Genomic DNA, 25,596 nt, shown 5'->3' on the forward strand with positions numbered 1-25,596 from the left:
CCGTTTTATTATGTAATCAAGGTAAGTGCTTACAACCAAAACATAAGGATGCAGTTCCTTTTTTCGCAGGATACTGAGAGAAAGATCAAACTAGCATTCTACAAAAAAGGAGAATCTATCGTGGAGAAAACAAATAAAAAGGAACAGCTCTTTGAACGCTTCGGGATTATCGCGACCAAGCTAGGAAATCAGATCCACATGCGAACGTTGCGTGACGCTTTTGCTACATTCATGCCCTTCATGATGTTAGCTGGTTTCGTAACCTTGATCAACTACGTTATCTTAGAACCCACCGGCTTCATGGGGAAAATCATCAATCCAGCAACCCTGATGAAAATTCAAGTGATCGGCATGTCAATCGCCAATGGTACCCTAAGTATCACAACACTATTAGTTGTCGCTGCAGTTTCTTATCATATGTGTGTCAGCAGAAATTATAGCAATCATATTGCAGCTGTCTTAGTATCGATCTCAACTTTCATCGTTTTGACACCGATGAAAACCATGTTTACACCGGAAAATGCCAAAAAAGCGATTGAAGTGACTGGCGTTATTCCCGGTTCACATACCGGTGCCTCTGGCATGTTCGTTGGTATCTTTGTTGGTTTATTAGCGACGGAACTCTTCATCAAACTATCCACAAATGAAAAGCTGCAAATCAAATTATCGGGAAATATTCCGCCAGCTGTTTTGAAATCATTCAACGTCTTGATTCCGATCATGATTACTGTCACAGTATTTGCGATTCTTTCCTTTGGTGTTAATCAATTGTTCAATATGGATGTCAATGGTCTGATTACAAAAGCCATCACAGGTCCTTTGAGTCATATCACCACTGGTTTACCTGGCTTTGTCCTGATTACATCAATTGCCAACTTGTTCTTTGGCTTCGGGATTCACCAAGCCGTGATATCTGGTTCATTACTTGATCCATTCTTATTACAAAACATGCAGGAAAATATGGCTGCCTATGCGAATAACGAGCAAATCCCGCATATTATTAATATGGCCTTCAAAGATACCTTCGCTGTAATGGGTGGCTCTGGAAACACGATTGCCTTACTGATCGCGATTTTCGTTTTTAGTCGCCGGAAAGATTATAAAGACTTTGCGAAATTATCTGTCACACCTGCCTTGTTCAATATTAGCGAACCGATCATCTTCGGTCTGCCGATCGTATTTAATCTAAGTCTGATCATTCCATTCGTCTTGGCTCCGATCTTCTCACTAGTAACAGCCTATTTCGCGACAGCTGCAGGTTTGATCAATCACGTGGTTGTCCAAATCCCTTGGACCACACCGCCAGTGATTTCAGGCTTTCTCGCAACGGGTGGTGATTGGCGCGCCGCCGTTTTACAAATCATCATTATTGCAGTCAGTGTCTTTATCTACTTGCCGTTCTTGCGAATCGATGAACACGTAACAGCGAAAATGGCTCAAACAGAGGCGGAAAAAGCGCTAAACTAAAAAAGTCGAATTCAGCTGAAAGAAAATCTTTCAACTGAATTCGACTTTTTATTTTACAATTCAAATACCGGTTCCAAATCAAAACTAACAGGTGAATCATCTAGATTTGTCTCCATTAGATCTTTCATATACGTCCACCATTTCTGATTGATGGCTGTAGTTGAAACTTGCTTCCACTTTTCTTCATCCTCGATTTCAAGATAGCCGAAAAGCTGATTACTCTCTGGATCTAAGAAAATAGAATAGCTTAACGCTCCATGTTCCTTCAGCATTTCTCGCATCTCCGGCCACAATTCGTCATGCCTTTTCTGATATTCTGCTTTCGCTCCAGGATATAGGTTCATTCTGATCGCTTTTTTGATCATAACATTCTCCTTTTTCAATCACAATGTTTCTATAATACCTGTTCAATCAATTGAACGGCTTTGTGAATCGCTTGATCCTTGGTCTCTTCCAAAACAACAAACAATCCGGGTTTTTCCTTGGCAATCAAGCGACAAATTGCTGGATAATCAATCAACCCTGTCCCTAAATTAACTGGGACGATTTGATCCTTTTGAACCTGATAGTCCTTCAAATGAACCGCAACGATTTTTTCGCCAAACCGTTCAAAGGCTTGTTTGACCAAAGCCACTTGATTTTGATAGGTTTCGCTGGTAATCAGATTCGTCGGATCTAAAATGATCCCTAAATAATCTGAATCGATCTGTTGGATTAATTGCTCTACCCGCTCTAGCGAATAAAGCGGATGATTCAAGCCCGGCTCAATGCCGATTAGGATCTGCTGTTCTTCTCCAACCTTCACTAGTCGTCGGATGACTTGAACCATGTCATTAAACGCTTCGTCGGTAAAATTCTCCGGCGTATAACGAATCTCCGGCAGTACATTACCCGTTTCTGTCGCTACCATCGTCGCGCCAAAGTAACGAGCATGACGGACATAGCTTTCAAATTTGGATAATGCTGCTTCACGCAGACTGCTGTCAGGATGAATCATATTGATATAGCAGCTTAAAATACCTACTTGAATCTCACTTTTCTGCAAAACCCCTTTAACCCTTTGCCCTAAACCTGGATTTAGATTTTTGCCATCACTAGGCCAACCTGGAAAAGAAAGACCTAGTGCTAATTGCAGCGTTTGGACATTTTGTGCCTGTGTTTTTTCCGCTAAAGATTCTAGCGTTGTGACATCGGACAAATCATGTCCGCGAATCGATAAATTTAACATTTTTCTACCCCACCATATTCGGCAGCCACATAACTAGTGCTGGGAAATAAGTAATCAGTAATAAAATCACTAAAATAGCGACATAAAAGGGAATCAACGGCTTCAGCATCTGTTCGGCCTTGACGCCGCCGACACTGGCACCTACGTATAATCCCGTTCCGACAGGCGGTGTGATGGAGCCGACACACAAATTCATAATAGCAAATAGTCCAAAGTGAACAGGATCAACACCTACACTCGTCACCACTGGTAAAAAAATCGGCGTAAAGATTAGAATCGCCGGACCGACATCCATGAACATGCCCACAAGCAATAAGACAATATTGACTAATAATAAAACGATGAGCTTGTTGGTTGTTAATCCTAAAATCGCTCCACTGATAGCTTGAGGGATTCCTGTAAAAGCCATCGCAAAGGACATCATCGAAGAGGTTGCTAACAAGAAGGAAATCGTCCCTGTCGTTTTGACTGCTTCTGCTAACATTTTAGGAATATCTTTAACAGTGATCGTTTTGTAATAGAACATCGCGATCAATAAGGAGTACGCTACTGCGATCGCCGAAGCCTCTACAGCTGTAAACAGTCCGAAGAGAATACCGCCGATAATGATCACAATTAACATGACACTTGGAATCGCCTCTTTTAAAACCTTCCCCGCGGTTCCTTTTTCAGCGCCTTGGATCGTTTGATAATTGTTTCGCTTAGCATGAATAAAAGCTACCACCATAATTCCGATACACCATAAAGCACCTACAAGATAACCGCCCATGAATAACGCTGAAATCGAAGCGCCGCCAGCAACCAATGAATACATAATGAAGGCCGTACTAGGCGGTATCACCATTCCAGTAGGAGCCGAAGCGATATTTACCGCTGTGGCAAATTTTCGGTCATAGCCAGCTTTTACCTGCTGTGGTACCAACACACCGCCAATTGCCGTAGAAGCAGCAATCGCAGAACTAGACATGGAACCGAAAAGAGCGTTACCTAAAACATTCGTATGAGCTAAACCACCAGGAATTCGTCCAACAAACAGCATTGCAAAGTTCACCAGTTTCTCAGCGATCCCACCATTATTCATAATGATTCCCGACAAGACAAAGAAGGGAATGGCGATCAACGAAAAGCTATTTAGACTAGAAACCATTTTTTGTGCAGAGGTAAAGACCGCATTTTCAAAAGGAATCACTAACAACAATGTACAAATCGAGGAAGCAGCGATACTGATCGCGATCGGCATCCCAACGATTAAAAGAATTGCAAAAATTACAAAAAGAATCAGGCCAGCTTCTAGAGCCATAACTATTCCGCCTCACTTTCAACTGTTCGAGGAGTTCTATCTAATAAATTCATTACACTATATAAAAGCATGATGGCTCCCGATACTGGAACCGATAAATACACATAGCCCATAGGGATCGATAATGAAGGCGAAATTTGCCCCATTGTCACAAGAGAAGCCTGCCAGCCGCCATAAATCATGATGACTGCCGCAAACAAGATAAAGAGAACCTGAACGACAATTTCTAAAAAGAGCTTGCCTTTTTCATTCAAATTATCGCTTAACAAGGTGACACATAAGTGGCTCTTTTTCCCTACGACATAAGCTGACGCTAACATCGCAACCCAAACTAAACCAAAACGAACCAATTCCTCCGTAACTGTATTGGGATTGTTCAAAACCTTCCGAGCAAACACTTGATAGAGGACAATCAAAACCATCGCTGCTAAGATTGTAGAGCATAGAATCTCCATGAACTTATCCAACCCATTTCTAAACGCTTTCATTTGTCTTCTCCTACCTTTTCTGCTAACGCTCGAATTTCCTGATACAGCTCGCGATAATCTTCATTGTTCTTAAACTCATCGTGTAATGGCTGAACCAGCTTTTGGAATGGTTCACTATCTACTTCGTTATATTGAACACCATAATCCTTGGTCGCGATTTTCTTTTCTTCCTCGACAGCCTTTTTGAATACTTTCTTTTCATATTCTGTCGATTCTTTTGCCGCTTCCTGTACAGCTTTGTATTGTTCTGCAGTTAGACGCTCTTTAACCGAATCATTCATAATCACTACATCCGGCACACGGGTATGCTCATCGTAGGAATAATATTTCGCTACTCCGCCATGTCCAGCGGTAAATAGCACAAACTCATTGTTTTCAGCACCATTGATCAAATTCGATTGCAACGAGGTGTACACTTCGTTGCTTCCCATTGGAACCGCTGATCCACCCAGCAGCTCGACCATTTTGATCGCCGTCTCACTTTGCATCACACGAATCTTTTTCCCTTTTAGATCTTCGGGTGTTTTGATCGGTCCTTCTGTCATATAAAAGCTCCGTTGCCCTGAATCATAATAAGTCAAGCCTACAAAGCCCAGCTCTTCTGTGGACTGATAGATTTCATTCATGATTTTTTCATTTTCCATCACTCTGAAGAAGTGTTCTTCATCGTCAAACAGGTATGGAATACCAAAGATCGAGTAATCCTTCGAAAAGCTTTCTAAGGCCGAACCGCTGACCTTGGTAAAATCGATTGCTCCAGTTTGCGTCAATTCAATCAGCTCGGTTTCTCCGCCTAATTGTGCATCTGGATAATATTCGATTTCGACTTTTCCATTTGTCTTTTCTTTTACCAGTCGTCCGAACTCCTTCATTGAATCAACGACTGGCTGACTGTTGGAAGCATAGGCATAACGTAACGTTACCGCCTGTTCGTCAGCGGCTGCAACTTTCGTATTACTGCAGCCGCTTAAAAGAAAGGTTGTTGTAACTAGTGCTGCGGCTGTTAAAATCAATGATCTAATTTTCATCGTTTTGCTCCTTTTTCTTTAGCAGTAAGAAACTAACAACTCAGTCAGGCATAGAACAGTTAAGGATTGTCCGTACGGCATCGCAGTGATCCCAATATTTTTATAGAAATCCAAGCTGTCTCCCATTCCTGTCCCGACTGATACATTTTGCACCGTGCCATTTTCATCAATTTGCGCTAATAATCCTTCGATCGCCTGATACGCAACTTTCTCATATTTCTTCGGTAAATAATTCTTATGCACCGCTTTCAATATGCCATAAGCAAACCCAGCCGCTGCAGAAGATTCCTCGTATGAAGTTGGGTCATCGATCAATGTATGCCATAATCCGCTATCCGCTTGATATTCTGCTAAGGCTTTCACTTGTGCTTCTAATGTTTCAAGTAAGAATTTCCTTAAGGCATCCTCTTTTGATAATTCTAAAATTTCGATGATCTCTGGAATCGCAATGGTTAACCAGCAATTGCCACGTGCCCAAAATGCTTCTGCGTAATTATGATTTCCTTCAAAGGTCCAGCCGTGGTACCATAATCCGGTTTTCTTATCCATCAAGTATTTGATATGAATCAAAAATTGATACCGGGCTTCTTCCAAATATTCTGGACGATTAAATAATTTTCCAATTTTTGCTAATGGCAAGACCGTCATCATCAGCGTATCATCCCACAGTTGATTCTTGTTTTCAGGACCATAAGTTGCATGCTGCAGTCCGTTTTCTTTTGTTCGCGGCATGTCGTGCATCACCCATTCAGCCCATTGCTCTAAGTAAGGGATATAACGTGTATCTTGTGTATCTTCGTACAAGTAAGCCATCGTCAATAAAGGCGCCATTGTATTGACATTTTTTGGTGGCGCTCCTTCTTCCATGCGCGCCTCAAACCAATCAGTAACGACCTTCAAAGCAGCTGGATTTTTGGTTATTTGATAATTTTTATAGATACCGTATAAGCCCACTCCCTGCGGCCAATTCCAGATAGTCCAGCTTTTATCATCGACCTTCAAGCCATCAAAGTCCAGAATAAATTCTCCGCTGCTATCTTTGATCGTCGTTAGGTTCTCGATTAATAAATCGATTTTTTCTTTGACTGTTTCTTTTGGTATGAATAGTTCTTCTAAAATAATTGCCATTGCTCTCTCCTTAATAAATCGCTTTCATTTCTTTTACGTGAATAGAGTAACAAATAAAAAGACCACAATAAATGTCTTAAATTGATCAAAAACTTGCAAAAATTGCTATTCGTAAAAATCAGAGGATAGGAACAAGCGCTCTAATAATTCCTATCCTCTTGCGAAATAGGCTTACGGCTGTTTACCAATATAAGCTAGAATGCCGCCATCAACATATAAAATATGCCCGTTCACAAAATCAGAAGCATCTGATGCCAAGAAAACCGTTGGGCCTGCTAAATCACTTGGTTCACCCCAACGCGCGGCCGGTGTTTTTGATACGATAAATTGATCAAAGGGATGACGTGAGCCGTCCGCTTGTTTTTCCCTTAAAGGCGCTGTTTGCGGTGTAGCAATGTAGCCAGGTCCGATCCCGTTACACTGGATATTCGCTTCTCCGAACTCTGAACAAATATTTTTCGTCAGCATTTTTAGTCCGCCTTTAGCAGCTGCATAACCCGCAACAGTTTCCCGACCCAGTTCACTCATCATAGAACAAATGTTGATGATCTTCCCATGACCTTTTTTGATCATTGATGGTAGGACTGCTTTAGACACGATAAAAGGCGCGTTCAAATCAACATCAACCACTTGGCGGAAATCCTCCGCAGACATTTCTAGCATCGGAATACGTTTAATAATCCCAGCGTTGTTGACTAAAATATCAATCACGCCGACTTCATCTTCGATTTGCTTAACCATTGCCTGAACCGCTGCCTCATCAGTGACATCGCAAACATAACCATGAGCCTGAATGCCCTCTTTTGTGTAATTTGCTAACCCTTGATCGACCGAAGCCTGATCCAAATTATTAAAAACAATCGTCGCTCCAGCTGCTGCTAATGACTTGGCAATTTCAAAACCAATCCCATAGACCGCACCAGTAACCAAGGCGATTTTTCCATCTAAACGAAACATGTCCATTTTAAATTCCATTTTTTAGTCTGCTCCTCTTTATTTTATTTGATCCATTTCTACCATATCCATATCAGTATAAGTAATGTTCTCACCGCACATCGCCCAAATAAAGGAATAATTACTTGTGCCGACACCAGAATGAATCGACCAGCTAGGCGAGATCACCGCTTGCTCATTGTCTACAACTAAATGTTTGGTCTCATCGGGTTTGCCCATCATATGAAAGACCCGCGTATCTTCTGTTGCGTAATCAAAATAGACATACGCCTCCATGCGCCGTTCGTGAGTATGACACGGCATAGTATTCCAAGCACTGCCGGGCTCTAAAATGGTATAACCCATTTGTAGCTGACAGCTTTCGCAAACATTCGGATGAATGTATTGATAAATTTTCCGTTCATTTAACGTCTGACCATCACCAGTTTCCATTGGTTTGATTTGATCGATACTAATTTTGACATTTGGATATTTTTTATGCGCTGGTACACAGCTGATATAAAATTTCGCCGGATTTGTTGGATCTTCAGAGGTGAAGACCACATGCTTTGTTTCTTTGCCAATATAATACCCATCCTGCTTTTTCATCGTATCTCTTTGCCCATCAATTTCAATAAATCCTGGTCCGCCAATATTAATAACCCCTAACTCCCGACGCTCAAGAAAATAGTCCACCCCTAATTCTTGATCCAGTTTGATTTCCAGTGCTTCATCTGTCGGTGTAACACCACCAAAAATCATTCGATCATTGTGAGTATACGTTAAGCTGATTTCACCAGGTGCGAAAATCTTTTCTACCAAGAATTCTTTTCGCAATTCTTCCGTTGAGTAATGCCGAATATCCAACGGACTATGCGTATACCGAGTTTCCATCTGCTGCATGTTAAAACACTCCTTTTTCCTTAAAAAGATTGATTAATTGCCTATAAAAATTTATTGTAACTGCTTACAAGGGTTAGTTTAGCAGGGAAACTCTTTTTTAAATATGGCAATTTTTGATTTAAAACTGTCAAAAATTGCAGAATTTTGAAAATTTGAACTACTCAGCTCTCTTCTGATGTTTAATAGAATTAATAAAAGATAACGAAAGAAATTTTATTTATTTCTCTACCTGCCCTCACAAAACTACAGTATAATAAGCAACGATTGTTCAACTATTCACTAGGAGTGATTACATGACCCACCATAATAAGAAAAAATATTATGTGAATACAATGCTTTCTGATCAATATGAGATTTATCATGTAAAGGACAATGTAAATAACGAAAAGACTGTGTACCATTACCATGATTTTTACGAAGTGCATGCTACCTTGGAAGGCGTGGCGACCTTTTATTTAGACAATCGGCAGTTTGATATCGTTCCTGGAACTGTCCTGCTGATTCATTACAATGATCTCCATCGTATCATGAAGCAAAGTACCGATTATTTTGAACGGGTGTATATTTTTTTAACGGAAAAATTTTTACAGGATCGCTCAACTGAATGGACAAATTTAGAAGCCTGCTTCCATCCAGTTGGCGAGCAGCGAAGCAAAGTATTACAGCTAAAGCCGGAAAAACTACACGAACTGCTGCGTTTTGTAGATGAAAAGCCTTCCCCTGAGGTTTACGGCTCTGACATTCTTTATGAACAGCAGCTGGTTCATTACATGATGCAACTGAACCAATTGATCGAAGAGGACACTCAAGAAAATCACGGTCTGCCCATCATCCAAAATGAACGAATCGTAGAAATGATTCATTTTATTACAGAAAATCTCTCCCATCCTTTGACCTTAGAGGAAATGGAGCAAAATTTTTATGTGAGCAAGTACTATATCACGCGGGAATTTAAAAAGCATACAGGCTTTACCTTTCATCAATTTGTCCTGAAAAAGAAGCTGCTCTATGCCAAGCAGCTATTGAAGCAATACAAAAGCTCCTCTGATGTTTACAGCAAGTGCGGCTTCAACTCCTATGCGCATTTTTTGAAAGCGTTTAAAAAGGAATTTGGGATTACACCAAAAGAATTTCTGAAGCATGCGAACGAGAATCCGCCGATCAAATTTATCGAACCCCATTGATTTTTATGGGTCGTAGGTAAAATGCGTCGCAGGTCTGATATTAAGGAAAAATAAAGACTGTTATACTTTAAGAAAGATTACAGGGAATAAGGATGTCAGTTCCACTTTTCGCAGTGGCTAACTGGCAAAAAATACTTTAACGGGAATAAGGATGTCAGTTCCACTTTTCGCAGTGATTCACGTGAAAGAATTTAAATAAAAAATCTAAGAATGATAGGTTGAACATCTTAGTGGAATGATATACGGCATGAACATCAGACTTATTTTTCTGGAAGAAAAATAAATACTTTAATAGGAATTAGGAGGGAAACTAATGAAGGATTCAGATACAAAGGGGAATGTTGGTAGAAAGCTTTTCTGGATTTTATTTATTTTAGCATTCGCAATAACGGGCGTAACGAACTTTGCGATTGATCAGCAATTTACTTGGTTTCGTATTGTCGGGAGCGCGTTGATTTTTGGAGGTTCCTTATTGGATGCGTTGCTTTTCAGCAAGAATTATCGCATAATTCACTCGGTATCAGTTTTCACTGTATTGATCATTCCGTTCTTTATGGTTGTCGAACGAACGGTGAATAATTACTTTTTAGATGCTCCAGTTTACTGGCTTTGGCCAATTGGAATTCCCATCGCAGTGACTTGGATTGTTTATTTCTGGGCCACAATCGGCACTCGAAAAATCTTGCACTGGAATATGGGTTCTTGTTTAGGGATGGCGTCACTACTGGCGATTCCGGCTGTTCTTATAACCAATACAATTGCTAATCAAACAACTGTCTATAATGTGATCGAGATGAGCTTTATCACTATTCTCACGTTACTATCCTGCGGCGGACTCGGGCTGATTGCTGGTCTGTTTATGCGCAAACGCAAGCATTAAAAAAGCCATCCAGATTTTTTAATTAATCTGGATGGCTTTTTTGTTTATCAACGAAGATACCGCTCTTCTATTTGTTTGGCCGCAGCCTTCGCACCAGCGACCCTCTTCATCAAACGCTGCATTTCTTCCGCTTTTTTTCGATAATCGGGTGATTGCAGCTTTTTGATACTACTCGACAAAGCTTCTGTTGTTAATTTATTAGGCGGCAATGCAAGCGCATTACCAAAGTTTTCGCAATAAGCGACATTGACTTCCTGTTCGTATTGCAGGCCGATACCAATAAAGGGTTTGCCAGAAGAGCAGGCGGTTTGCACGGTTCCTTCGCCGCCATGGATCACCGAAAAATCAACAAGTTCAGAAACCTCCAATGCTGGCAGCCAATCAAAGACATGGATATTTCCAGCAACGAAATTCTCTGGTAAATAGCTTTTAATTGGTGCGATCACCTCATAGTCGGTGGTCACAAAATAGGCTAACAGCTTTTCAATCAATGAGCGATTTCCTGAACTGCCCATTGCAAAATAGACGACTGGCTTTTTTTGCTGACGAGCTTTTTCAATAATTCGACTCACCTCAGCTGGCAGCTCATACGGCAGACACGCAAATATCGGACCGACGGATTGATAATTATCCGGAAAGACTAAATCTTTTGTGAAAGCAGGAAGTGTCGTGATTAAATTCAAATCGCCATCCAGCAAATCCAACGTATACTTAGGCAGTGCTAGTTTGTAGTGCTGCGCAACCTTTTTGAATCCACTGGGTTTCCAGGTCAAATGTTTAGAAGCCCACAGAAAAAGCTTCCAAAGAATCGTTTTTGGCAGGTAGGCTTTATCCAGCTGACTAGGAATAATACAACCCGCTTCATGATTAAAATGCGGACGAGACATCGCCACTGGTTTGACGTACACCAAAGGAACTTTTTCGATACGGGCGGATAGGAAGATCGTCACGTTACTGCCTGTCACGATCACAGAAGGAGCCAACTCGTTAATCAAAGCTAACTCACTAGCGACTCGATCAGCCACAATTTCTGCCGTAAAGGGATCCTTCAAGCTTTTTCCTTGATCAAATTTTATAATCGCGGCTTCTTGCTGTAGTGTCAGCGTGGGGCTCAACAAAGTAACCTCAAACTCTGCCTCTTTAATCAATTTGACATACGTTTTTGAAAACCCGCAAAAAACACAGTGATAGTTCTTACGCATTTGTTTGGCAATCTCGATCATCCGAGTGGTCTCCGCTAAATTAAAGGTCGCTGGAGCAAAAAGAATCGTTTTCATCACAGTCCTCATCTATTCTGCCAAGGCTTGTTCGACGGCTTTTTGGGAATGGATTTCAGTTGTATCAAAAACTGGGATCGCAACATCCGCCTGTTGGATCAACAAGCCAATTTCTGTGCAGCCTAAGATGACGCCTTCCGCTCCGGCTTTAGTCGCTTCTTCAATCACCTCGATAAATTTCTCTTTTGATTCCGTTAAAATCTTTCCATGACACAATTCAGCAAAAATGATTTGATTGATCGTTTCGATTGTAGCTTCGTTGGGAATCCATACATCGATCCCACTGTCGATAATTTTCTGTTTGTAAAAAGCTTGAGTCATCGTATATTTCGTCCCTAATAAGGCGACCTTTTTGATTTGCTGCGCTTGTAGTTCGGCAATCGTAGCATCTGCAATATGCAGGATCGGAATCGTTAAATATTCAGCAATCTGTGGTGCGACCTTGTGCATCGTGTTGGTGCAGATTAGTAGAAAATCAGCCCCTGCTTGCTCTAATTGCTGCGCTTCTTTTCCGAGAACCGCTCCGCTTTTTTCCCATTCATTTGCTGCCTGATAGTTTTCAATTTCTTCAAAATCAACACTGGCTAGTTTAATTTTAGCCGAATGCAGTCCGCCTAATTGCTGATTCATTAATTCATTGATTCGTGTGTAATACGTTACCGTGCTTTCCCAGCTCATCCCACCTAATAATCCAATCGTTTTCATGCGCCACCTCGTTTTCCAATTATTATAGCAAGAAACGAAAAGGAACTCGACATTCCTCGCAAACATTTAAAAACAGGTTTTAACTGAAATATGCTATGCTAACGGCAATAAATAGAGAGCTGGTGAAGCGATGTATCATGGAGAAGTGGTTCGGAAAATTCGGCGAAGTAAAGGCCTGACTCAAAAAGAGGTTTATCTCGGCATTGTTTCAAAATCCTACGCCATTGAATTTGAAAAAGGGAATCATAGTATTTCAGCGACTTTGCTGCTAGATATTTTGGAGCGACTTTCCTTAGATATGGACGAGTTTCTCTATATTAGTCAGGATTACCGCTTGAATGAGCAAGCCGATTATATTTTTCGTTACTCCAATTACAGTAACAACTATGATCTTCCAGCTCTTTATCAGCTTCTGCGGGAGCTACAAGAGCAACAAGGACCGATCGCGAATGTCCATGTTGCGGAAGTTCGTTCTCGAATTCGGATCATCGAAGCGACGAACAAAACAGGCAGCTATACACCTGATGTCGTTTTGTCAGAAGATAAGGCAACGATTATTCAGTACCTGACAAATCTGCAAACGTGGACACTGCAAGAAATCCAATTATTTGCCAATACTTTGGAATTCATTGATGGGGAAAAGCAGCTGCTCTTCTTCAAGCAGCTCTCAAAATCTTTGGAGCTGTATAAAAATTACGATCGCGGCAGAGAAATTTTCTGCAGTCTTTTAGTCAACTTAATTCGGGAAACGCTTGATGAAAACCTATTAGACTATGCGGAAGTATTAATTGAACAGCTTTTGCTTTTAAGTACCGAGTATAAAGAGTGCTTCCATCGACTGTGTGCCAAATTTTTTAAAGGCATTTTACTGACAAAACGCGGCGACGCGAACGAACAAATAGAAAGTGAGATGGTCTTAAAGATTCTTCATGAGCTCGATTATGCACCCCTTGCTAAAGAACTTGAATCACTTTTATAAAAATCTGGTCCAGTATATAAGACCTATTTAAAAAAATCCATTTTTCTGTGATACAACTAACAAGTATCAAAACAACAGGAAAGGATTTTGAAATGAAAACTATTAAACAAAAAATCGCTATTGGATTCGGACTTACACTCTCGACAATCGTCGTCTTTCCGTTTCACGCATTTGGAAATACAAATGAATCAGCTAATTTTTCTTCACAAAAATATTTAGTCAACGGGACACTTTACGAAACCGATAGTTCCAATGATGAGAATCGTTTATTCCTTCATAATGATAACGGAAGTTTAACGCTTTATCGTGACGGCAACCATTGGTATAGTGATGGCGGCGAAGTGGTTCCAGAACCCTATACCGAACCAACGACAATCCCTGAAAGCACACCTGTCACTGAGACAACAACGGAGGTACCGACAACAGCTACCTCATCAAGCGTACAAATAATTGATCAGAAAACAAATACACCTGAATCAATCAAGGATGATTTTACTGATAAACAGCATAATTCAGAAACACCTGCGCTCGAAAAGGAACCACAAAGCAGTGACGAGTCACCTGCTAAGCAAGTGATAAATAATGAAAAAAAAGCGACTGAACCAAAAAAAGAATCAGCCGCTGGCTCCGAACAAACTAGCCCAGCCGCAACAACGGAAAAATCGCAAGTTGCTTCCACTGAAAAGACAAAAGAGAGCCAGTCAATCCAATCAGAAACACAGGTATTCTCTGATAAAAAATTACTGCCTCAAACGGGATCATCAAGGCGGAAAAACCTATTTTTTACAATTTCAGGCGTAATTCTTTTATTGTTAACGCTAATTTTGTTCAAAAAAACGAACCGTAACGAAGCTTCCTTAGGAGGAAAAAAATGACTAAACCATTGAATTATTCTAAGATCATCGTCGCCACGCTGCTCGTCGGACTTGGTTTCTATCTCGTTAGCAATGTAAATCACTTTATCTCTATTCCCTATATCGGCTATTTTTCTCTTTTGATTTTTGGCACGATCGCCTATTGCCTTGTTTTTGGCTTTAAAGCATACGAAAAGCTTTATCAAAAACCAGTTCAATTCTGGAAGAATTTTATCAAGTATTTCCTCATCGCCCAGCTTTTCTCTTTTGTTTTAGGGATATTGATTGTTGCGATTACTCACACCCACAAAGGAAATCCAGCAGCAGATAATCCAATTTGGTTTTTCTTTTTAATTATGCCCTTTGCCTTGATAGGCGAAGAACTATTCAGTATTTATTTCTATGACTTATTCAAATTAAAAGCTTCACCTTTAGTAGCAAATATCCTTGTTAGCATCATATTCGGTCTAATTCATTACTGGACCTATTTCAATGGGTCTATCCTATTAACGATCCTTCAAGTGATTGCGCTTCAAGGTTCTGCCAGATTTTGGTTTAATCGCAGTTATGAACAGTCAAACTCTATTCTTACCAGCTTTGCCGTTCATTACCTGTTTGATCTTGCTGGTTTCATGCTTTCCTTTCTTCTTCATTAATACTCAAAAAGGCAGTTTCTAACAATTCAGAAACTGCCCTTTTTTTATTTTTCAACAACGAAACAAATCGTTTCTGAATCCTCTGTAGCTTTCATTCCACGAATATCTCCAAAAACTTCACTGCTTTCAAAACCTATAGTGCTTAATTCCATAAGCAGTTGTTCTTGTTCAAAGACCGTTTCCCAAATGAAAAATTCTTTGATCTTATCTGGATAAAGCAAATAATGCTGATCCAAATAGGTATTGGTTCCAGAGTAATTTTTCTGTGCTGTTAAGTGTACACACGTTTCCTGCGTCCAAAAATTATTTTTCTCCAGCTGCCAAGTTCTCGCCGCTTCGAAGTCCGCATATTTCTTCGGAGTGAAGACATCAAAAATGAATCTTCCACCTTTTTTTAGCGCAGCATAAACCTTTTGAAATACGCGCTTTCGATCCTCTGGTGAAAAAACACCCAAATCACAATAGATCAAGACGATAAGATCATAGGCCTCGCTCCCTAAATCCTCTTTCAAGTAGTCCCCGCATTGATAATCAATGACGTATTGCTTTTCTTCAGCTGACTTCGCAGCATGAGCAATACTCAATTTAGAAAAATCAATCCCTTTGACTTGATAACCTGCCTCATAAAATTTTTCAGCATAAATCCCAGGACCGCAACCCAGATCCAGCAGCTTAGGAAACGACTGTGCCGGACATTTTTGTGTCAACCACGCCATAGATTGATTTATATATTCCGCATTTCTCGTGGCCCCATCAAATTCGGTATCCAAGTGGGCCGCCAACATTTGATGCGCTAAATGCGCATCTAACCAAATTGAATCCTTGCTGTGACTAAAAATCGGGACATCCTGTTTAATATATTCCATCATTTTTTATTCCTCTTTCTCACTGACGACAATCCAACAGACAACAAAAAAACGTGAAAAATTTCTGCACAACAAATAAACTGTCTTTTCATCCGAAAATTTTCAGTTTATTCATTGTCAGAATACTTTTCCACGTTTCACTAAAATCCTTTAATTACGGAATGAATAGTGCGCCGGACCAAAATCGCCTCTCATCTATTTTTTGTGATTGTCGTCATAATAAGTTTAGCATAATCAGTTGTATTATTACAACTCAGTCCGTCAGCTAATTTACGCTGCTGTTTCGATTGATTGATCTAGTGCTTCCTCAAGCTGCTTAAATTGTTCTTCCGTTAAGTATGGTTTGTAGGTACTCTTGATTTGATCAATTTGTGCTTGCGTAAATTGACCACGCCCTTGCTTAATGGCATCCAACAATTCATTGAACTCTTCTTCCGAAACCAATGACTCATTCTTCTGAGCATCATCTAAGATTTTTTGGAACTCTTCCATTGAGATTGTATCCGCTGATTTTGGCAATGTAATTTTTTTCTTAGAGTCTTTGGCTTGACTGTTCATCGTCAAGTCCATCGAAACTGTACTATCATCGTTTTTCGCAGCGATTTTCATTTTGGTCTTTTGTGTGTGCTTTTTCGTATTCAAGGTCGTTGTTTGTTCATATTTAGTCAGATCATCAAGATTTTTTTCCAGCTCTTTGACAGCCTTCTTCTCTTCTTTACTTCCATTTTCTTTGGCGTAGTCAATATAGCCTTTGATATCCTTCTTCGTAAAGGTCCGTTTGATTGTATCATCTTTTTTCTCAAAAGAATCAGAGTCTAACGTATTAAGATAATTCCCTAAGAACTCCCAATCAAAGTTTTCATACGCTAAACTTGTATCCGTCTTGCTATTGGTACTCTTCTCCATATCCTCTTCAGTCATTTGGACGTATTTGCCTTTTAGCTTTTCAATTTCCTTCGCATCAAAAGCCATCTCTGCATTGAATTCCTTCATGATATTCACTGTTTCCGTCATAAAATCAGTACTTAAGTACATTGATTTTTTCTTCTGATCCATAAAGAAATCCATCGGAATCTTCTGACCTAAAACATCAATGTTCATGTCCATCGCAATTCGTTTTTTCTCGCTATCTTTAAGATAATCGCCTGAAATTTTGGTCCCGCTGATCATTTTTGCTCCTAAATCCATAGAAGCGCGAGTCCGTGCGTCTTCACCCTCACCCGAAATCGTCATTTTATCAATTACGATCGAATAGCTACCGGCATTCATTTCGCTTTGTTTCGCTAATTCTGCAGTAAACTCCTCTTGCGGCTTCTGTTTACACCCAGCAAAAAGCACTAATGCTAATGCTGTTACCATAATCAATTTTACCTTTTTCATTTTGACTCCCCCACTATGCTATTAATAGTTTTTTTAGCTGTTCCTTTCTCCATCATATAGGTAGAGAAACGGTAACACAAATATTTTTAGTCAAATTAGAGAGATTTTCCGCTAAAATTCAATCAATAAATTAAGTAGCCTAGCTCACAAAAGAAGCCAACAAACATCGACCGTTTGTTGACTCGTTATTCGTAGTAGTTATCTATTTAGTTCTTTAATCTTTTGTTTACAGGATTTTTAATTTGGCTCCACGCAAAACGAACAATCGGCAAATAATTAAAAACAAAACTGAGTCTCTGCCAAAAGCCTAGCTGCTGAAAGATGATGAATTGATTCAATTGCGGGATACGAGCCAGTCCATACATCGCAGCAATTGTTACACTTAAAATAAATAATTTTAAATAGCGCCGGCTTTCGTAAGGTTTGTTCTGTTTTTTGTAAATCCAATACAAGATTAAAGGAAACAGCAAAAAGCCACTATAACCTATCCCTGAGCCGATATTGTGCACCCAAGTCGAGAAATCCCACTGAACTTCAACAGAATCGACACTAAACAAGCCAGTAAAAATACAATCACCAATACCATACAGCCCGATCGCTGCGGAAGCTAAACTAGCTAGTCCCTTCGAAGTTTCTTTCAAAGCTGCATAGATTGCTGGCAACGATAGCGTATAAAAACTACCAGCAACTACTGACCAAATCAAGAAAGCACTTCGAACTGGGCTATCTATATCCCCAAACAGGCTGATTACAGCAGTCAATTGATTGAGCTTTGGGTAAAATATTCCTAAGACGTACGGCGTCAAAAAATCAGCGATTACCGCGATGAGTAAAAAATAGAAGCCGTATTTTTTTAAGTAGCGCAAATTTTCCATCTCCCATTTTCTAGCTAGAATTATTCTAACACTGGCATTGTGAACTAGAAAAAGGAAACCTCCTGAATCAATCCAACAAATAATGCAACATACGCTTATGATCGTCGTAAAAAAGCTTCGTTTCTTTATAAGCAAGGGTCTCTTCTAACGGTAGTTGCTCCAGTCCGGCTTCTGAGAACTGATAAATCGTTGCAGCGGGATAGGCCATCAGAATCGGAGAATGGGTGGCGATAATCAGTTGACTTCCTGTCTCAACTAGGCGGTGAATTTCTCGCAGCAACGTATATTGACGACTCGTCGCAAGACCTGCTTCCGGCTCATCTAACAGATAAAAGCCTTCCTTACCGAAACGATTTTCAATGATCGACAACAGTCCTTCTCCATGAGAGCGGGTGTGTAGAGACTTTCCACCATAGGAGGCAAAAGCGACTTCGCCATCATCTTTTGCCATGTATTCCAATTCAGAGGCAACATTGTAATAAGTCTCCGAACGAAGGAAAAATTTTGTCTTAGGAAGATTCCCCTTTCTGACCAAACGCACTGACTCATGTAATTCAGAGTGACTCTCCACAGTTTGAAAATTAAAGTTCTGACTGCCGCCTTCCGGATTAATTCCATAGGCAACCGCAATCGCTTCTAGAATGGTGGATTTCCCCGTCCCATTGTCTCCAGATAGAAAAGTAACCGGTTGTTCAAAGCATAGACTCCCTTTGCGAAAAATTTCTTGAACCGCAAAAACATCAAATGGATAAACGATCTTTTTAGGAAAATCAGTTAATTTAAGTTCATGAACAAACACCCATTTGCCTCCCATAAATTTGACTTATACACCTTCTCATCATACCTTAATTGTTTGACAAAGAGAAAGACAATTTCTGTAAAAAAAGCTTTGGAACATTTCAGCAGATGAAATGTTCCAAAGCCTTACTGTTACTCACCGATCAAACAGTTTAATGATCTGCCGTATTCTTGCACGACAGTATTCGCAATGTCTTGATCGATTTTTCCTTCTTTTTCTAACTGATGAATCAATTGAATGATCTTATCGTTTCCTTTGCGTTCGCTGATTCGGATTTTTTGAATCAATTTATCCAGTTGCTTTCTTAGCGTTGGATAGCTGGTAGAGTAGATATTAGACAGCTTTTTAATTGATCCAGAGGAAAGAACAAAAAATTTAATAAATTCAAGTTCTTCATCATTTAATTCCGAAATCCAACTTGGTTCTGCGTTAGTTTTCATGGCTTCCTCTTTTCTGCTAAATATTTTTCCGTTTCCCAAATACGACTAAGCCAAACATCGCTAAGAAGAACAGACCTAAAATAACTAAGCCTTTACTTTGAATACTTCCTGTTGATGGTAATCGTTTTGAAACTGTGATTCTCTTTCCTGTAGCATTTCGATACGTTGTTTTAACATTGGTGGTTTTATTGCTAGAATTGCCGGTCTCAGGTAATTTAAGAGGATCATTTTCTTGATTGATCTCTTTTTTGCTTGGCTGATTATTTTTTACTGAGAATTTTATTGGCGTCTCATCGATCAGATAGCCATCCGGTGCTTTAGTTTCGATGATTTGATATTCACCATCAGCCAATCCTTTAATGAAAATCGAGCCATCTTCTCCAGTAACAATTTTTTCTTTTCCAGTTACAACCTGTCCTTTGTCATCTACTAACTTAAATTCGGCGTTGGCTAACGTTCGGCCAGTTTTACTATCGATTTTCTTTAATAGCAGCTCGCCAGTTGGCACTTCCTTTTCTGGCGTATACAGATTTCTAAAGATTGGCAGCTCGCCGGCTTTAACATTTTCGTAAGTGGCTGCAGCCTCCAATTTCCCAGCCTTTTCTTCTACTTTGACGCTTACTTTGTATTGCGTATCGTCGTAGGTGATACCTGTTTCTTTGTCTGTTGGAATCGCCTCTGAGATTGTATACTCGTAGGTTCCGGCTTGGTCATAAGTGATTTCATCAAAGGTAACTTTACCATCGGCAGCATTTTTCTTTGTTTGGTCAACGTTATCACCTTTTAGGTTGAAGCTGAATTCGTCAGCTTTTAGTGAACGCCCATCTAATTCCTTCTTCGCTTCTAACTGGATACTTCCTGGTAGTGCTTTGTACACATTTTTGAAGATTGGGACTTCGCCGGCTTCAAGGCTTTCGTAATTCACTTTTGCTTTTAATTTTCCAGCTTCTTCCACGACAGTTACAGTTACTTTATAAACTGCTTCATCATAAGTCAGACCTGTTTCTTTGTCCGCTGGAATCATCTCAGAAATCGTATACTCATAGGTTCCGGCTTTGTCGTAATCAATTTGATCGAATAGGATTTTGCCATCAGCATTATTTTTCTTCATTTGGTCAACGTTATCACCTTTTAGGTTGAAGCTGAATTCGTCAGCTTTTAGTGAACGACCGTCTAATTCCTTCTTCGCTTCTAACTGGATACTTCCTGGCAGTGCTTTGTAGGCATTTTTGAAAGTTGGAACTTCGCCGGTTTCGTAAACGGCTGTCGCTTCTAATTTTCCAGCCTTTTCTTCTACTGTTACGGTTACTTTATATTTCGTATCATCGTAAGTGACACCTGTTTCTTTGATTGCTGGAATTTTTTCAGAGATCGTGTATTCATACGTTCCCGCTTGGTCATACGTGATAGCATCGAATAATACTTTACCATCTTTAGCATTCTTCTTCGTTTGGTCAACGCCGCCGTCTCCTTTCAACGTAAAGCTGAAATCGTCGGCTTTTAGCGGGCGGCCGCTCAGTTCTTTCTTCGCTTCTAATTGAATCGTTCCTGGTAGTGGTTTGTACGTATTTTTAAAGGTTGGAACTTCGCCTACAGTAACATCTTTGTATGTTACTGTTGCTTCTAGCTTATTATCTTTTTCTACTACTTTGACTGTTACTTCATATTTCTTGGTGTCATAAGTCATTCCAGTTTCCAGTGCGTCGGGAACAACTTCTGAGATCGTGTACTCATACGTTCCCGCTTGGTCATACTTGATAGCATCGAATAATACTTTACCATCTTTAGCATTCTTCTTCGTTTGGTCAACACCACCGTCGCCCTTTAATGTGAAGCTGAACTCGTCGGCTTTTAGTGGGCGACCACTTAAATCCTTTTTCGCTTCTAATTGAATCGTTCCCGGTAGTGCTTTATAAGTATTCTTGAACGTTGGGACTTCACCGGCTTTGATATTTTCATAAACAACTGTTGCCTCTAATTTTCCAGCCTTTTCTTCTACTGTTACCGTTACTTTATATTTCGTATCATCGTAAGTGACACCTGTTTCTTTCTCTGTTGGTATTGCTTCTGAAATTGTATATTCATAGATCCCTGCTTTGTCATAAGTGATATCATCAAAGATAACTTTTCCATCAGCAACGTTTTTCTTCGTTTGGTCAACACCGCCGTCGCCCTTTAATGTGAAGCTGAACTCGTCGGCTTTTAGTGGGCGACCACTTAATTCCTTTTTCGCTTCTAATTGAATCGTTCCCGGTAGTGCTTTATAAGTATTCTTGAACGTTGGGACTTCACCGGCTTTGATATTTTCATAAACAACTGTTGCCTCTAATTTCCCAGCCTTTTCTTCTACTGTGACCGTTACTTTATATTTCGTATCATCGTAAGTGACACCTGTTTCTCTCTCTGTTGGTATTGCTTCTGAAATTGTATATTCGTAGATTCCTTCTTGGTCATAAGTGATCTCATCAAAGATAACTTTTCCATCAGCAGCGTTTTTCTTCGTTTGGTCAACGCCGCCGTCGCCCTTCAATGTGAAGCTGAACTCGTCGGCTTTTAGTGGGCGACCATCTAGTTCTTTCTTCGCTTCTAGCTCTAATTTCGTACTTAACTTATCAGGAATCTTTCTATTTTCAAGCGTAAATACATAATTAATTTGTTCACTAGAAATAGTAAATTCGTGCTTATTCTCGTTTTTCACATAACCTTCAGGTGCCTTGCTTTCAACAATTACATATGTTCCATAGCGCAATCTAAAAAGTTGGTCAATTTCGACACCATTTTCAATAATCTTATCCCCTTTTACTTCAATATCCGACATCATTAGAGTAAGATTTCCTTCTTTGTCTTTGCGATAAAGATCAAAAAAAGCCGATTTAGTTTTAATCAATTCTTTATTTTCATCTAGCTTCTTAAATTTTAAAGAACCATTTTTTCCGCTTGAAGTTCCTTCGCCATTTGTTGATTTGACTATAACTTCTTTTGAGGTTTCATGAATACTGACATCTTTACCAAAAAGAGTCGCACTATTACTAACTTTTTCATGATTCTTTATATCAGGATCTAACATCGTTTGGTACTCTACAATATAAGGCGAGTTGATGGAGTCTCCTAATTTTATTGTTAATTTCTGTGTTCCTTCAGCAGAATCAGTTGTGACAAATGGTTGATTCCCTTCATCAAAAACGATAGCTTCTCCATCTTTTTCAAAACCACCTTGTCCATCACTTTTTGCTTTATAGACTTTAACGACAACATTTTTATCCTCATCATAAACAAATGTCTGGTCAGCCATATTAACAGTATCTTCAACAAGTGGTTGAATAACCTTGTGTCCATCTTTGTTTAGAATAACCGTCCAATTAATCAAACGATAATCCTTATCTGTTCCTTGGGTTCCATCTTTGTCGATCCATGCAGTTTTTTCACTTTTTTCAACCATCCCCTCAACAACTAGAGGTTTATTATTTGGAATAGTCATTGTTGCTACATTCTTATATTTATATACTTCTTCTGAAGCAGCTGCTGAAACAAATATCGAAAAAGGATTTGTTTTATCTTTTAGAAGTTTTATTTCTGGTACATCACCGTCATAAACAACCTCATAATCCTCACCTTTGACCCATTTTGCACCTAAACTACCTACTTCTACCTTTGTCGCTGCGAGTTCTACGTCGTAAATAACGATATCACGCAATGTTTCCCCTTCGCCTAGAGCTTCACGGATTATTGTATTGGCGGGTATTTTAGTTTTCCATGTGTTAAATACTGCTGACCAATATACGCTATCATCCGGAGCCTTCGTTTCATCGAAAGGATTTGCATGTGTGAATTTTGTCGTAAGATCGGCATTTTCTGCTGCATAAACACCATACTTAACGCCATTGTAAGAAAGCTTTGAATCTCCCCAAAAAGCGACGTCGTCACCGTCCGTATGATTTTTTCCATCTTCTCCAGTGTATGAAACTATCACACTATTATCGAAACGTAAGCTTGCTGCCCCATTGGGATTCTTCTCTTGTTCATCAATAAAATATTTTGCCTTATACTTCAAGACAATTTTTTCAGATGTTTCTGCAAAGTTTCCAATTAGTTTAATACGAAAGCCAGTTTTGAAGTTGGCATCACCATCTAATCTTTCTAATTGGTAATCTATTCCTAAATCAAGCTCTGGTTTTGAATCAGAGCTAAGTTTTAGTGTATCTTCAAGCAGTTGCAAAGCGCTAGGGTAACCGCCATTCAAACTATCAAATCGATCTGTAATAATCACATTTTTCATAAGGAGCTTATTAGAGTTTATCGTTATCTTATACTCAACTGTAGAATCTGTATTATTCTTATTATAAGCTTCCTTAAGAACACCTAGTTTTCCATTTACTTTGACTGTTTCACCGCCAGTAAGTTCTTCTTTTGACTCCCCATCAATGACCGTTCCAAAATTAGCTGCTCCTGTTCCGGGCCGCATTGGTTTTTCAAAAGCTTCAGTCGAGTATTTGATGGTATAAATACCTTTTTTCTTGAAGTTCAACGTAAAATGAACATATTTTCCTTCTTTTTTAGCGTAGTCCTTAGAATCAGCGTCAGCAAATTCCCAATCCTCATCCGGAATTTTATTCCCGCTTTCGTCAAAAACTTGTATACTTCCCTCTTTTAAGTGATGTGTAGCAGTATTAGGATCGTAGGTTTTCACATACATCCAATCTTTAAATATTCCGCTTTCCTGAGTGAAGGTAGCTTTCACTTCCCAATTTAAAATACCTGAGTCTAAGTCATAATCATTCAGTTTTTTATAATTATCTTTTTGATTAAATGAAACCGTCGCCTCTGAAGAATTCGGTAGGAAGTTGTCACCAGATATTTCTACCTTGTTCAGAAACTCAGTTTTATCTTTGTCGGCAATCGTCATTTTAAGTTCGATCTTTATAGGTACTGTCAATTCACCTGATGGGAAAGAACATTCATAAGTTGAACTAGATGTTTGTCTTGTGTGTATGAATCCTTCAGGTGCTGTTTCCCAGTTTCCGCTTTCGTTTTGGATATAATAATTGGTATACCAAACTTTTAAGCCTTCAGGGAGATATTCTTTGATGATGGCATTTTTCAGTGTTAAGCGATTCTTATTTGCTACAATTGACCAAATCACTGTATTTTCAGCATTGATGACACCTGATTTTTGAATATCTGCCTTTGCAATCGGTAAAGTAATGGTGATAACCTCTCCATCTTCATCCTTTATTCCAGTAACAATTTCAATTTTTTCAACATCTGTCGTCACTTTTAATTCTGTTTCTAATTTGATATTGCCTTCACGTACACTCAGATTAGTGCCTTCACCGTTGAAAATGACCGTTAATTTTCCCGTTTCATCTAATGTAAACCGACCAAGCTGAACTCCTGTTGTTTCATCTTTCAACGGCTCATCTATTGCATTGTAAACTGAGAAATAGTCAGGTAGCTGGTAAGTATAGGTATCCCCATCTAAAATTTCTACATCGTCATCTAGTGACCAATCAAAATTAATTCTAATATCCGCATCTTTTACTGCTGGATTGGCTTCTGTAAATTCATTGCCAGCTAAATCAGTAATTTTTATACTCGTGAATAATTTTTCAAGGCGTTCATTTAAGTTTGGATTATGAGCTCTTGTTTGAGTCTTTTGTTTCCCTTCTATCTGCTCTAGCGGATCAGCAGCAGGATCGACTTTTTTATCATAATAAATCGTCGAAACAAGATTATCTCCAAAACCAACTGTTTCTGTGTCCAAATCTTCTGCTGTTGTTTCGGCTGTTAGCTCCAAAAGTCCTTCATAAAATTTTGCGCTGGTAAATTCCGGTGCTCGTTCGTCTTCCGTTTCTTCGTAATTTTTAGCAAGCTGAAATAGCAGTTGTTGATTTCTTACTTGGTAATTTCCCATTCCATCGGCTAAACTGCCTGATTGATCTGGAAAATTTAGATTTGCTGGCAAGTTGACTGTTACGATTGTATTCTCTTCAATTAGTGTAGCCTTCGCTAATGACCAATCTAATTTGAGCTTTACTGCAGCTTTGTGCTTCAATCGATTGGTTTCTGTAATCTCTTGATCAGTCGTATCGGTAATCAGTGCTTGATTAATCACCACCTCAGCTGATTCAATAGTCTCTGCAAAAATCGACAGTGGAAAGCTACTGATCAGCATCCCAACTATTGCAGATAGTGACCATATTTTTTTTAATCGATTCATCTGTTTTCA

The 25,596-nt window shown here is 39.5% G+C and carries 22 protein-coding genes; 6 read left to right on the forward strand and 16 right to left on the reverse strand.

The window, feature by feature from the left end; all coding sequences use genetic code 11:
* Positions 1 to 120 precede the first annotated feature (120 nt).
* Positions 121 to 1,467: a PTS sugar transporter subunit IIC gene (locus IGI52_RS10865; RefSeq protein WP_438781267.1), complete on the forward strand. Its 1,347-nt coding sequence runs from the start codon at positions 121 to 123 to the stop codon at positions 1,465 to 1,467.
* Between the two features lie 53 nt (positions 1,468 to 1,520).
* Here IGI52_RS10865 and rhaM read toward each other — a convergent pair whose 3' ends face one another.
* The 8 genes from rhaM to kduI all read right to left on the reverse strand — a co-directional run bounded on the left by rhaM (position 1,521) and on the right by kduI (position 8,475).
* On the reverse strand, positions 1,521 to 1,832 hold the full coding sequence (gene rhaM, locus IGI52_RS10870) for an L-rhamnose mutarotase (protein WP_137439589.1): 312 nt from the start codon (positions 1,830 to 1,832) through the stop codon (positions 1,521 to 1,523).
* 29 nt (positions 1,833 to 1,861) lie between these two features.
* The gene (locus tag IGI52_RS10875) at positions 1,862 to 2,695 is read right to left on the reverse strand and encodes a sugar phosphate isomerase/epimerase family protein (protein WP_438781268.1); all 834 of its coding nucleotides are present in this window, start codon (positions 2,693 to 2,695) and stop codon (positions 1,862 to 1,864) included.
* A 4-nt stretch (positions 2,696 to 2,699) separates the two neighbouring features.
* Positions 2,700 to 3,995, reverse strand: coding sequence for a TRAP transporter large permease (locus IGI52_RS10880; RefSeq protein ID WP_176675151.1), 1,296 nt, complete (start codon positions 3,993 to 3,995; stop codon positions 2,700 to 2,702).
* 2 nt (positions 3,996 to 3,997) lie between these two features.
* On the reverse strand, positions 3,998 to 4,483 hold the full coding sequence (locus IGI52_RS10885; RefSeq protein WP_016179736.1) for a TRAP transporter small permease: 486 nt from the start codon (positions 4,481 to 4,483) through the stop codon (positions 3,998 to 4,000).
* On the reverse strand, positions 4,480 to 5,511 hold the full coding sequence (dctP, locus tag IGI52_RS10890; protein WP_102866043.1) for a TRAP transporter substrate-binding protein: 1,032 nt from the start codon (positions 5,509 to 5,511) through the stop codon (positions 4,480 to 4,482). Before dctP ends, IGI52_RS10885 begins: the two co-directional genes overlap by 4 nt.
* 18 nt (positions 5,512 to 5,529) lie before the next feature.
* Entirely contained in the window at positions 5,530 to 6,639 is a 1,110-nt protein-coding gene (gene bglB / locus IGI52_RS10895; RefSeq protein ID WP_016179734.1) for a beta-galactosidase BglB, read from the reverse strand.
* Positions 6,640 to 6,810: 171 nt separating this feature from the next.
* Positions 6,811 to 7,614: a gluconate 5-dehydrogenase gene (locus IGI52_RS10900; protein WP_049218366.1), complete on the reverse strand. Its 804-nt coding sequence runs from the start codon at positions 7,612 to 7,614 to the stop codon at positions 6,811 to 6,813.
* Between the two features lie 18 nt (positions 7,615 to 7,632).
* Positions 7,633 to 8,475, reverse strand: a complete 843-nt coding sequence (kduI, locus tag IGI52_RS10905; RefSeq protein ID WP_193757347.1) for a 5-dehydro-4-deoxy-D-glucuronate isomerase — start codon at positions 8,473 to 8,475, stop codon at positions 7,633 to 7,635.
* 293 nt (positions 8,476 to 8,768) lie between these two features.
* On the opposite strand from kduI, the gene IGI52_RS10910 reads away from it, so the two are divergent.
* Together IGI52_RS10910 and IGI52_RS10915 are read left to right on the forward strand one after the other, a co-directional pair.
* On the forward strand, positions 8,769 to 9,659 hold the full coding sequence (locus IGI52_RS10910) for a helix-turn-helix domain-containing protein (RefSeq protein WP_016179731.1): 891 nt from the start codon (positions 8,769 to 8,771) through the stop codon (positions 9,657 to 9,659).
* Positions 9,660 to 9,972: 313 nt separating this feature from the next.
* Positions 9,973 to 10,539 (forward strand): hypothetical protein, encoded by a 567-nt coding sequence (locus IGI52_RS10915; RefSeq protein ID WP_127979671.1) that lies wholly within the window; start codon positions 9,973 to 9,975, stop codon positions 10,537 to 10,539.
* A 47-nt stretch (positions 10,540 to 10,586) separates the two neighbouring features.
* Here IGI52_RS10915 and IGI52_RS10920 read toward each other — a convergent pair whose 3' ends face one another.
* Entirely contained in the window at positions 10,587 to 11,816 is a 1,230-nt protein-coding gene (locus IGI52_RS10920; protein WP_438781271.1) for a glycosyltransferase, read from the reverse strand.
* A 12-nt stretch (positions 11,817 to 11,828) separates the two neighbouring features.
* Positions 11,829 to 12,521 carry an aspartate/glutamate racemase family protein gene (locus IGI52_RS10925; protein WP_176674952.1) on the reverse strand — a complete coding sequence of 231 codons (693 nt, stop codon included), beginning with the start codon at positions 12,519 to 12,521 and terminating at the stop codon, positions 11,829 to 11,831.
* 130 nt (positions 12,522 to 12,651) lie between these two features.
* On the opposite strand from IGI52_RS10925, the gene IGI52_RS10930 reads away from it, so the two are divergent.
* From IGI52_RS10930 to IGI52_RS10940, 3 genes are all read left to right on the forward strand, one after another.
* Positions 12,652 to 13,500: a helix-turn-helix domain-containing protein gene (locus IGI52_RS10930; protein ID WP_438781272.1), complete on the forward strand. Its 849-nt coding sequence runs from the start codon at positions 12,652 to 12,654 to the stop codon at positions 13,498 to 13,500.
* 92 nt (positions 13,501 to 13,592) lie between these two features.
* Positions 13,593 to 14,375, forward strand: coding sequence for a hypothetical protein (locus IGI52_RS10935; protein WP_438781273.1), 783 nt, complete (start codon positions 13,593 to 13,595; stop codon positions 14,373 to 14,375).
* Entirely contained in the window at positions 14,372 to 15,010 is a 639-nt protein-coding gene (locus IGI52_RS10940) for a CPBP family intramembrane glutamic endopeptidase (RefSeq protein ID WP_048719345.1), read from the forward strand. Before IGI52_RS10935 ends, IGI52_RS10940 begins: the two co-directional genes overlap by 4 nt.
* Positions 15,011 to 15,054: 44 nt before the next feature.
* Here the strand turns inward: IGI52_RS10940 and IGI52_RS10945 are convergent, their stop codons facing one another.
* The 6 genes from IGI52_RS10945 to IGI52_RS10970 all read right to left on the reverse strand — a co-directional run bounded on the left by IGI52_RS10945 (position 15,055) and on the right by IGI52_RS10970 (position 25,587).
* Positions 15,055 to 15,879, reverse strand: coding sequence for a class I SAM-dependent methyltransferase (locus IGI52_RS10945; RefSeq protein WP_438781275.1), 825 nt, complete (start codon positions 15,877 to 15,879; stop codon positions 15,055 to 15,057).
* A 267-nt stretch (positions 15,880 to 16,146) separates the two neighbouring features.
* Positions 16,147 to 17,256, reverse strand: coding sequence for a hypothetical protein (locus tag IGI52_RS10950; protein WP_127979678.1), 1,110 nt, complete (start codon positions 17,254 to 17,256; stop codon positions 16,147 to 16,149).
* Positions 17,257 to 17,462: 206 nt separating this feature from the next.
* The gene (locus tag IGI52_RS10955; RefSeq protein ID WP_438781277.1) at positions 17,463 to 18,122 is read right to left on the reverse strand and encodes a DUF998 domain-containing protein; all 660 of its coding nucleotides are present in this window, start codon (positions 18,120 to 18,122) and stop codon (positions 17,463 to 17,465) included.
* A gap of 76 nt (positions 18,123 to 18,198) precedes the next feature.
* Positions 18,199 to 18,930 (reverse strand): AAA family ATPase, encoded by a 732-nt coding sequence (locus tag IGI52_RS10960; RefSeq protein ID WP_438781278.1) that lies wholly within the window; start codon positions 18,928 to 18,930, stop codon positions 18,199 to 18,201.
* Positions 18,931 to 19,061: 131 nt separating this feature from the next.
* Positions 19,062 to 19,370 (reverse strand): DUF2089 family protein, encoded by a 309-nt coding sequence (locus IGI52_RS10965; protein WP_127979682.1) that lies wholly within the window; start codon positions 19,368 to 19,370, stop codon positions 19,062 to 19,064.
* 16 nt (positions 19,371 to 19,386) lie between these two features.
* On the reverse strand, positions 19,387 to 25,587 hold the full coding sequence (locus IGI52_RS10970; RefSeq protein WP_438781279.1) for a Spy0128 family protein: 6,201 nt from the start codon (positions 25,585 to 25,587) through the stop codon (positions 19,387 to 19,389).
* Between the last annotated feature and the right edge of the window lie 9 nt (positions 25,588 to 25,596).

Source organism: Enterococcus sp. DIV0187, assembly GCF_051713785.1.
In the GTDB taxonomy this organism is placed as follows: Bacteria; Bacillota; Bacilli; order Lactobacillales; family Enterococcaceae; genus Enterococcus_A; species Enterococcus_A avium.

Coding starts and splice junctions, on each gene's coding strand:
- rhaM (WP_137439589.1), bottom strand. CDS start 1,832: ATGATCAAAAAAGCGATCAGAATGAACCTATATCCTGGAGCGAAAGCA.
- IGI52_RS10875 (WP_438781268.1), bottom strand. CDS start 2,695: ATGTTAAATTTATCGATTCGCGGACATGATTTGTCCGATGTCACAACG.
- IGI52_RS10880 (WP_176675151.1), bottom strand. CDS start 3,995: ATGGCTCTAGAAGCTGGCCTGATTCTTTTTGTAATTTTTGCAATTCTT.
- IGI52_RS10885 (WP_016179736.1), bottom strand. CDS start 4,483: ATGAAAGCGTTTAGAAATGGGTTGGATAAGTTCATGGAGATTCTATGC.
- dctP (WP_102866043.1), bottom strand. CDS start 5,511: ATGAAAATTAGATCATTGATTTTAACAGCCGCAGCACTAGTTACAACA.
- bglB (WP_016179734.1), bottom strand. CDS start 6,639: ATGGCAATTATTTTAGAAGAACTATTCATACCAAAAGAAACAGTCAAA.
- IGI52_RS10900 (WP_049218366.1), bottom strand. CDS start 7,614: ATGGAATTTAAAATGGACATGTTTCGTTTAGATGGAAAAATCGCCTTG.
- kduI (WP_193757347.1), bottom strand. CDS start 8,475: ATGCAGCAGATGGAAACTCGGTATACGCATAGTCCGTTGGATATTCGG.
- IGI52_RS10910 (WP_016179731.1), top strand. CDS start 8,769: ATGACCCACCATAATAAGAAAAAATATTATGTGAATACAATGCTTTCT.
- IGI52_RS10915 (WP_127979671.1), top strand. CDS start 9,973: ATGAAGGATTCAGATACAAAGGGGAATGTTGGTAGAAAGCTTTTCTGG.
- IGI52_RS10920 (WP_438781271.1), bottom strand. CDS start 11,816: ATGAAAACGATTCTTTTTGCTCCAGCGACCTTTAATTTAGCGGAGACC.
- IGI52_RS10925 (WP_176674952.1), bottom strand. CDS start 12,521: ATGAAAACGATTGGATTATTAGGTGGGATGAGCTGGGAAAGCACGGTA.
- IGI52_RS10930 (WP_438781272.1), top strand. CDS start 12,652: ATGTATCATGGAGAAGTGGTTCGGAAAATTCGGCGAAGTAAAGGCCTG.
- IGI52_RS10935 (WP_438781273.1), top strand. CDS start 13,593: ATGAAAACTATTAAACAAAAAATCGCTATTGGATTCGGACTTACACTC.
- IGI52_RS10940 (WP_048719345.1), top strand. CDS start 14,372: ATGACTAAACCATTGAATTATTCTAAGATCATCGTCGCCACGCTGCTC.
- IGI52_RS10945 (WP_438781275.1), bottom strand. CDS start 15,879: ATGATGGAATATATTAAACAGGATGTCCCGATTTTTAGTCACAGCAAG.
- IGI52_RS10950 (WP_127979678.1), bottom strand. CDS start 17,256: ATGAAAAAGGTAAAATTGATTATGGTAACAGCATTAGCATTAGTGCTT.
- IGI52_RS10965 (WP_127979682.1), bottom strand. CDS start 19,370: ATGAAAACTAACGCAGAACCAAGTTGGATTTCGGAATTAAATGATGAA.
- IGI52_RS10970 (WP_438781279.1), bottom strand. CDS start 25,587: ATGAATCGATTAAAAAAAATATGGTCACTATCTGCAATAGTTGGGATG.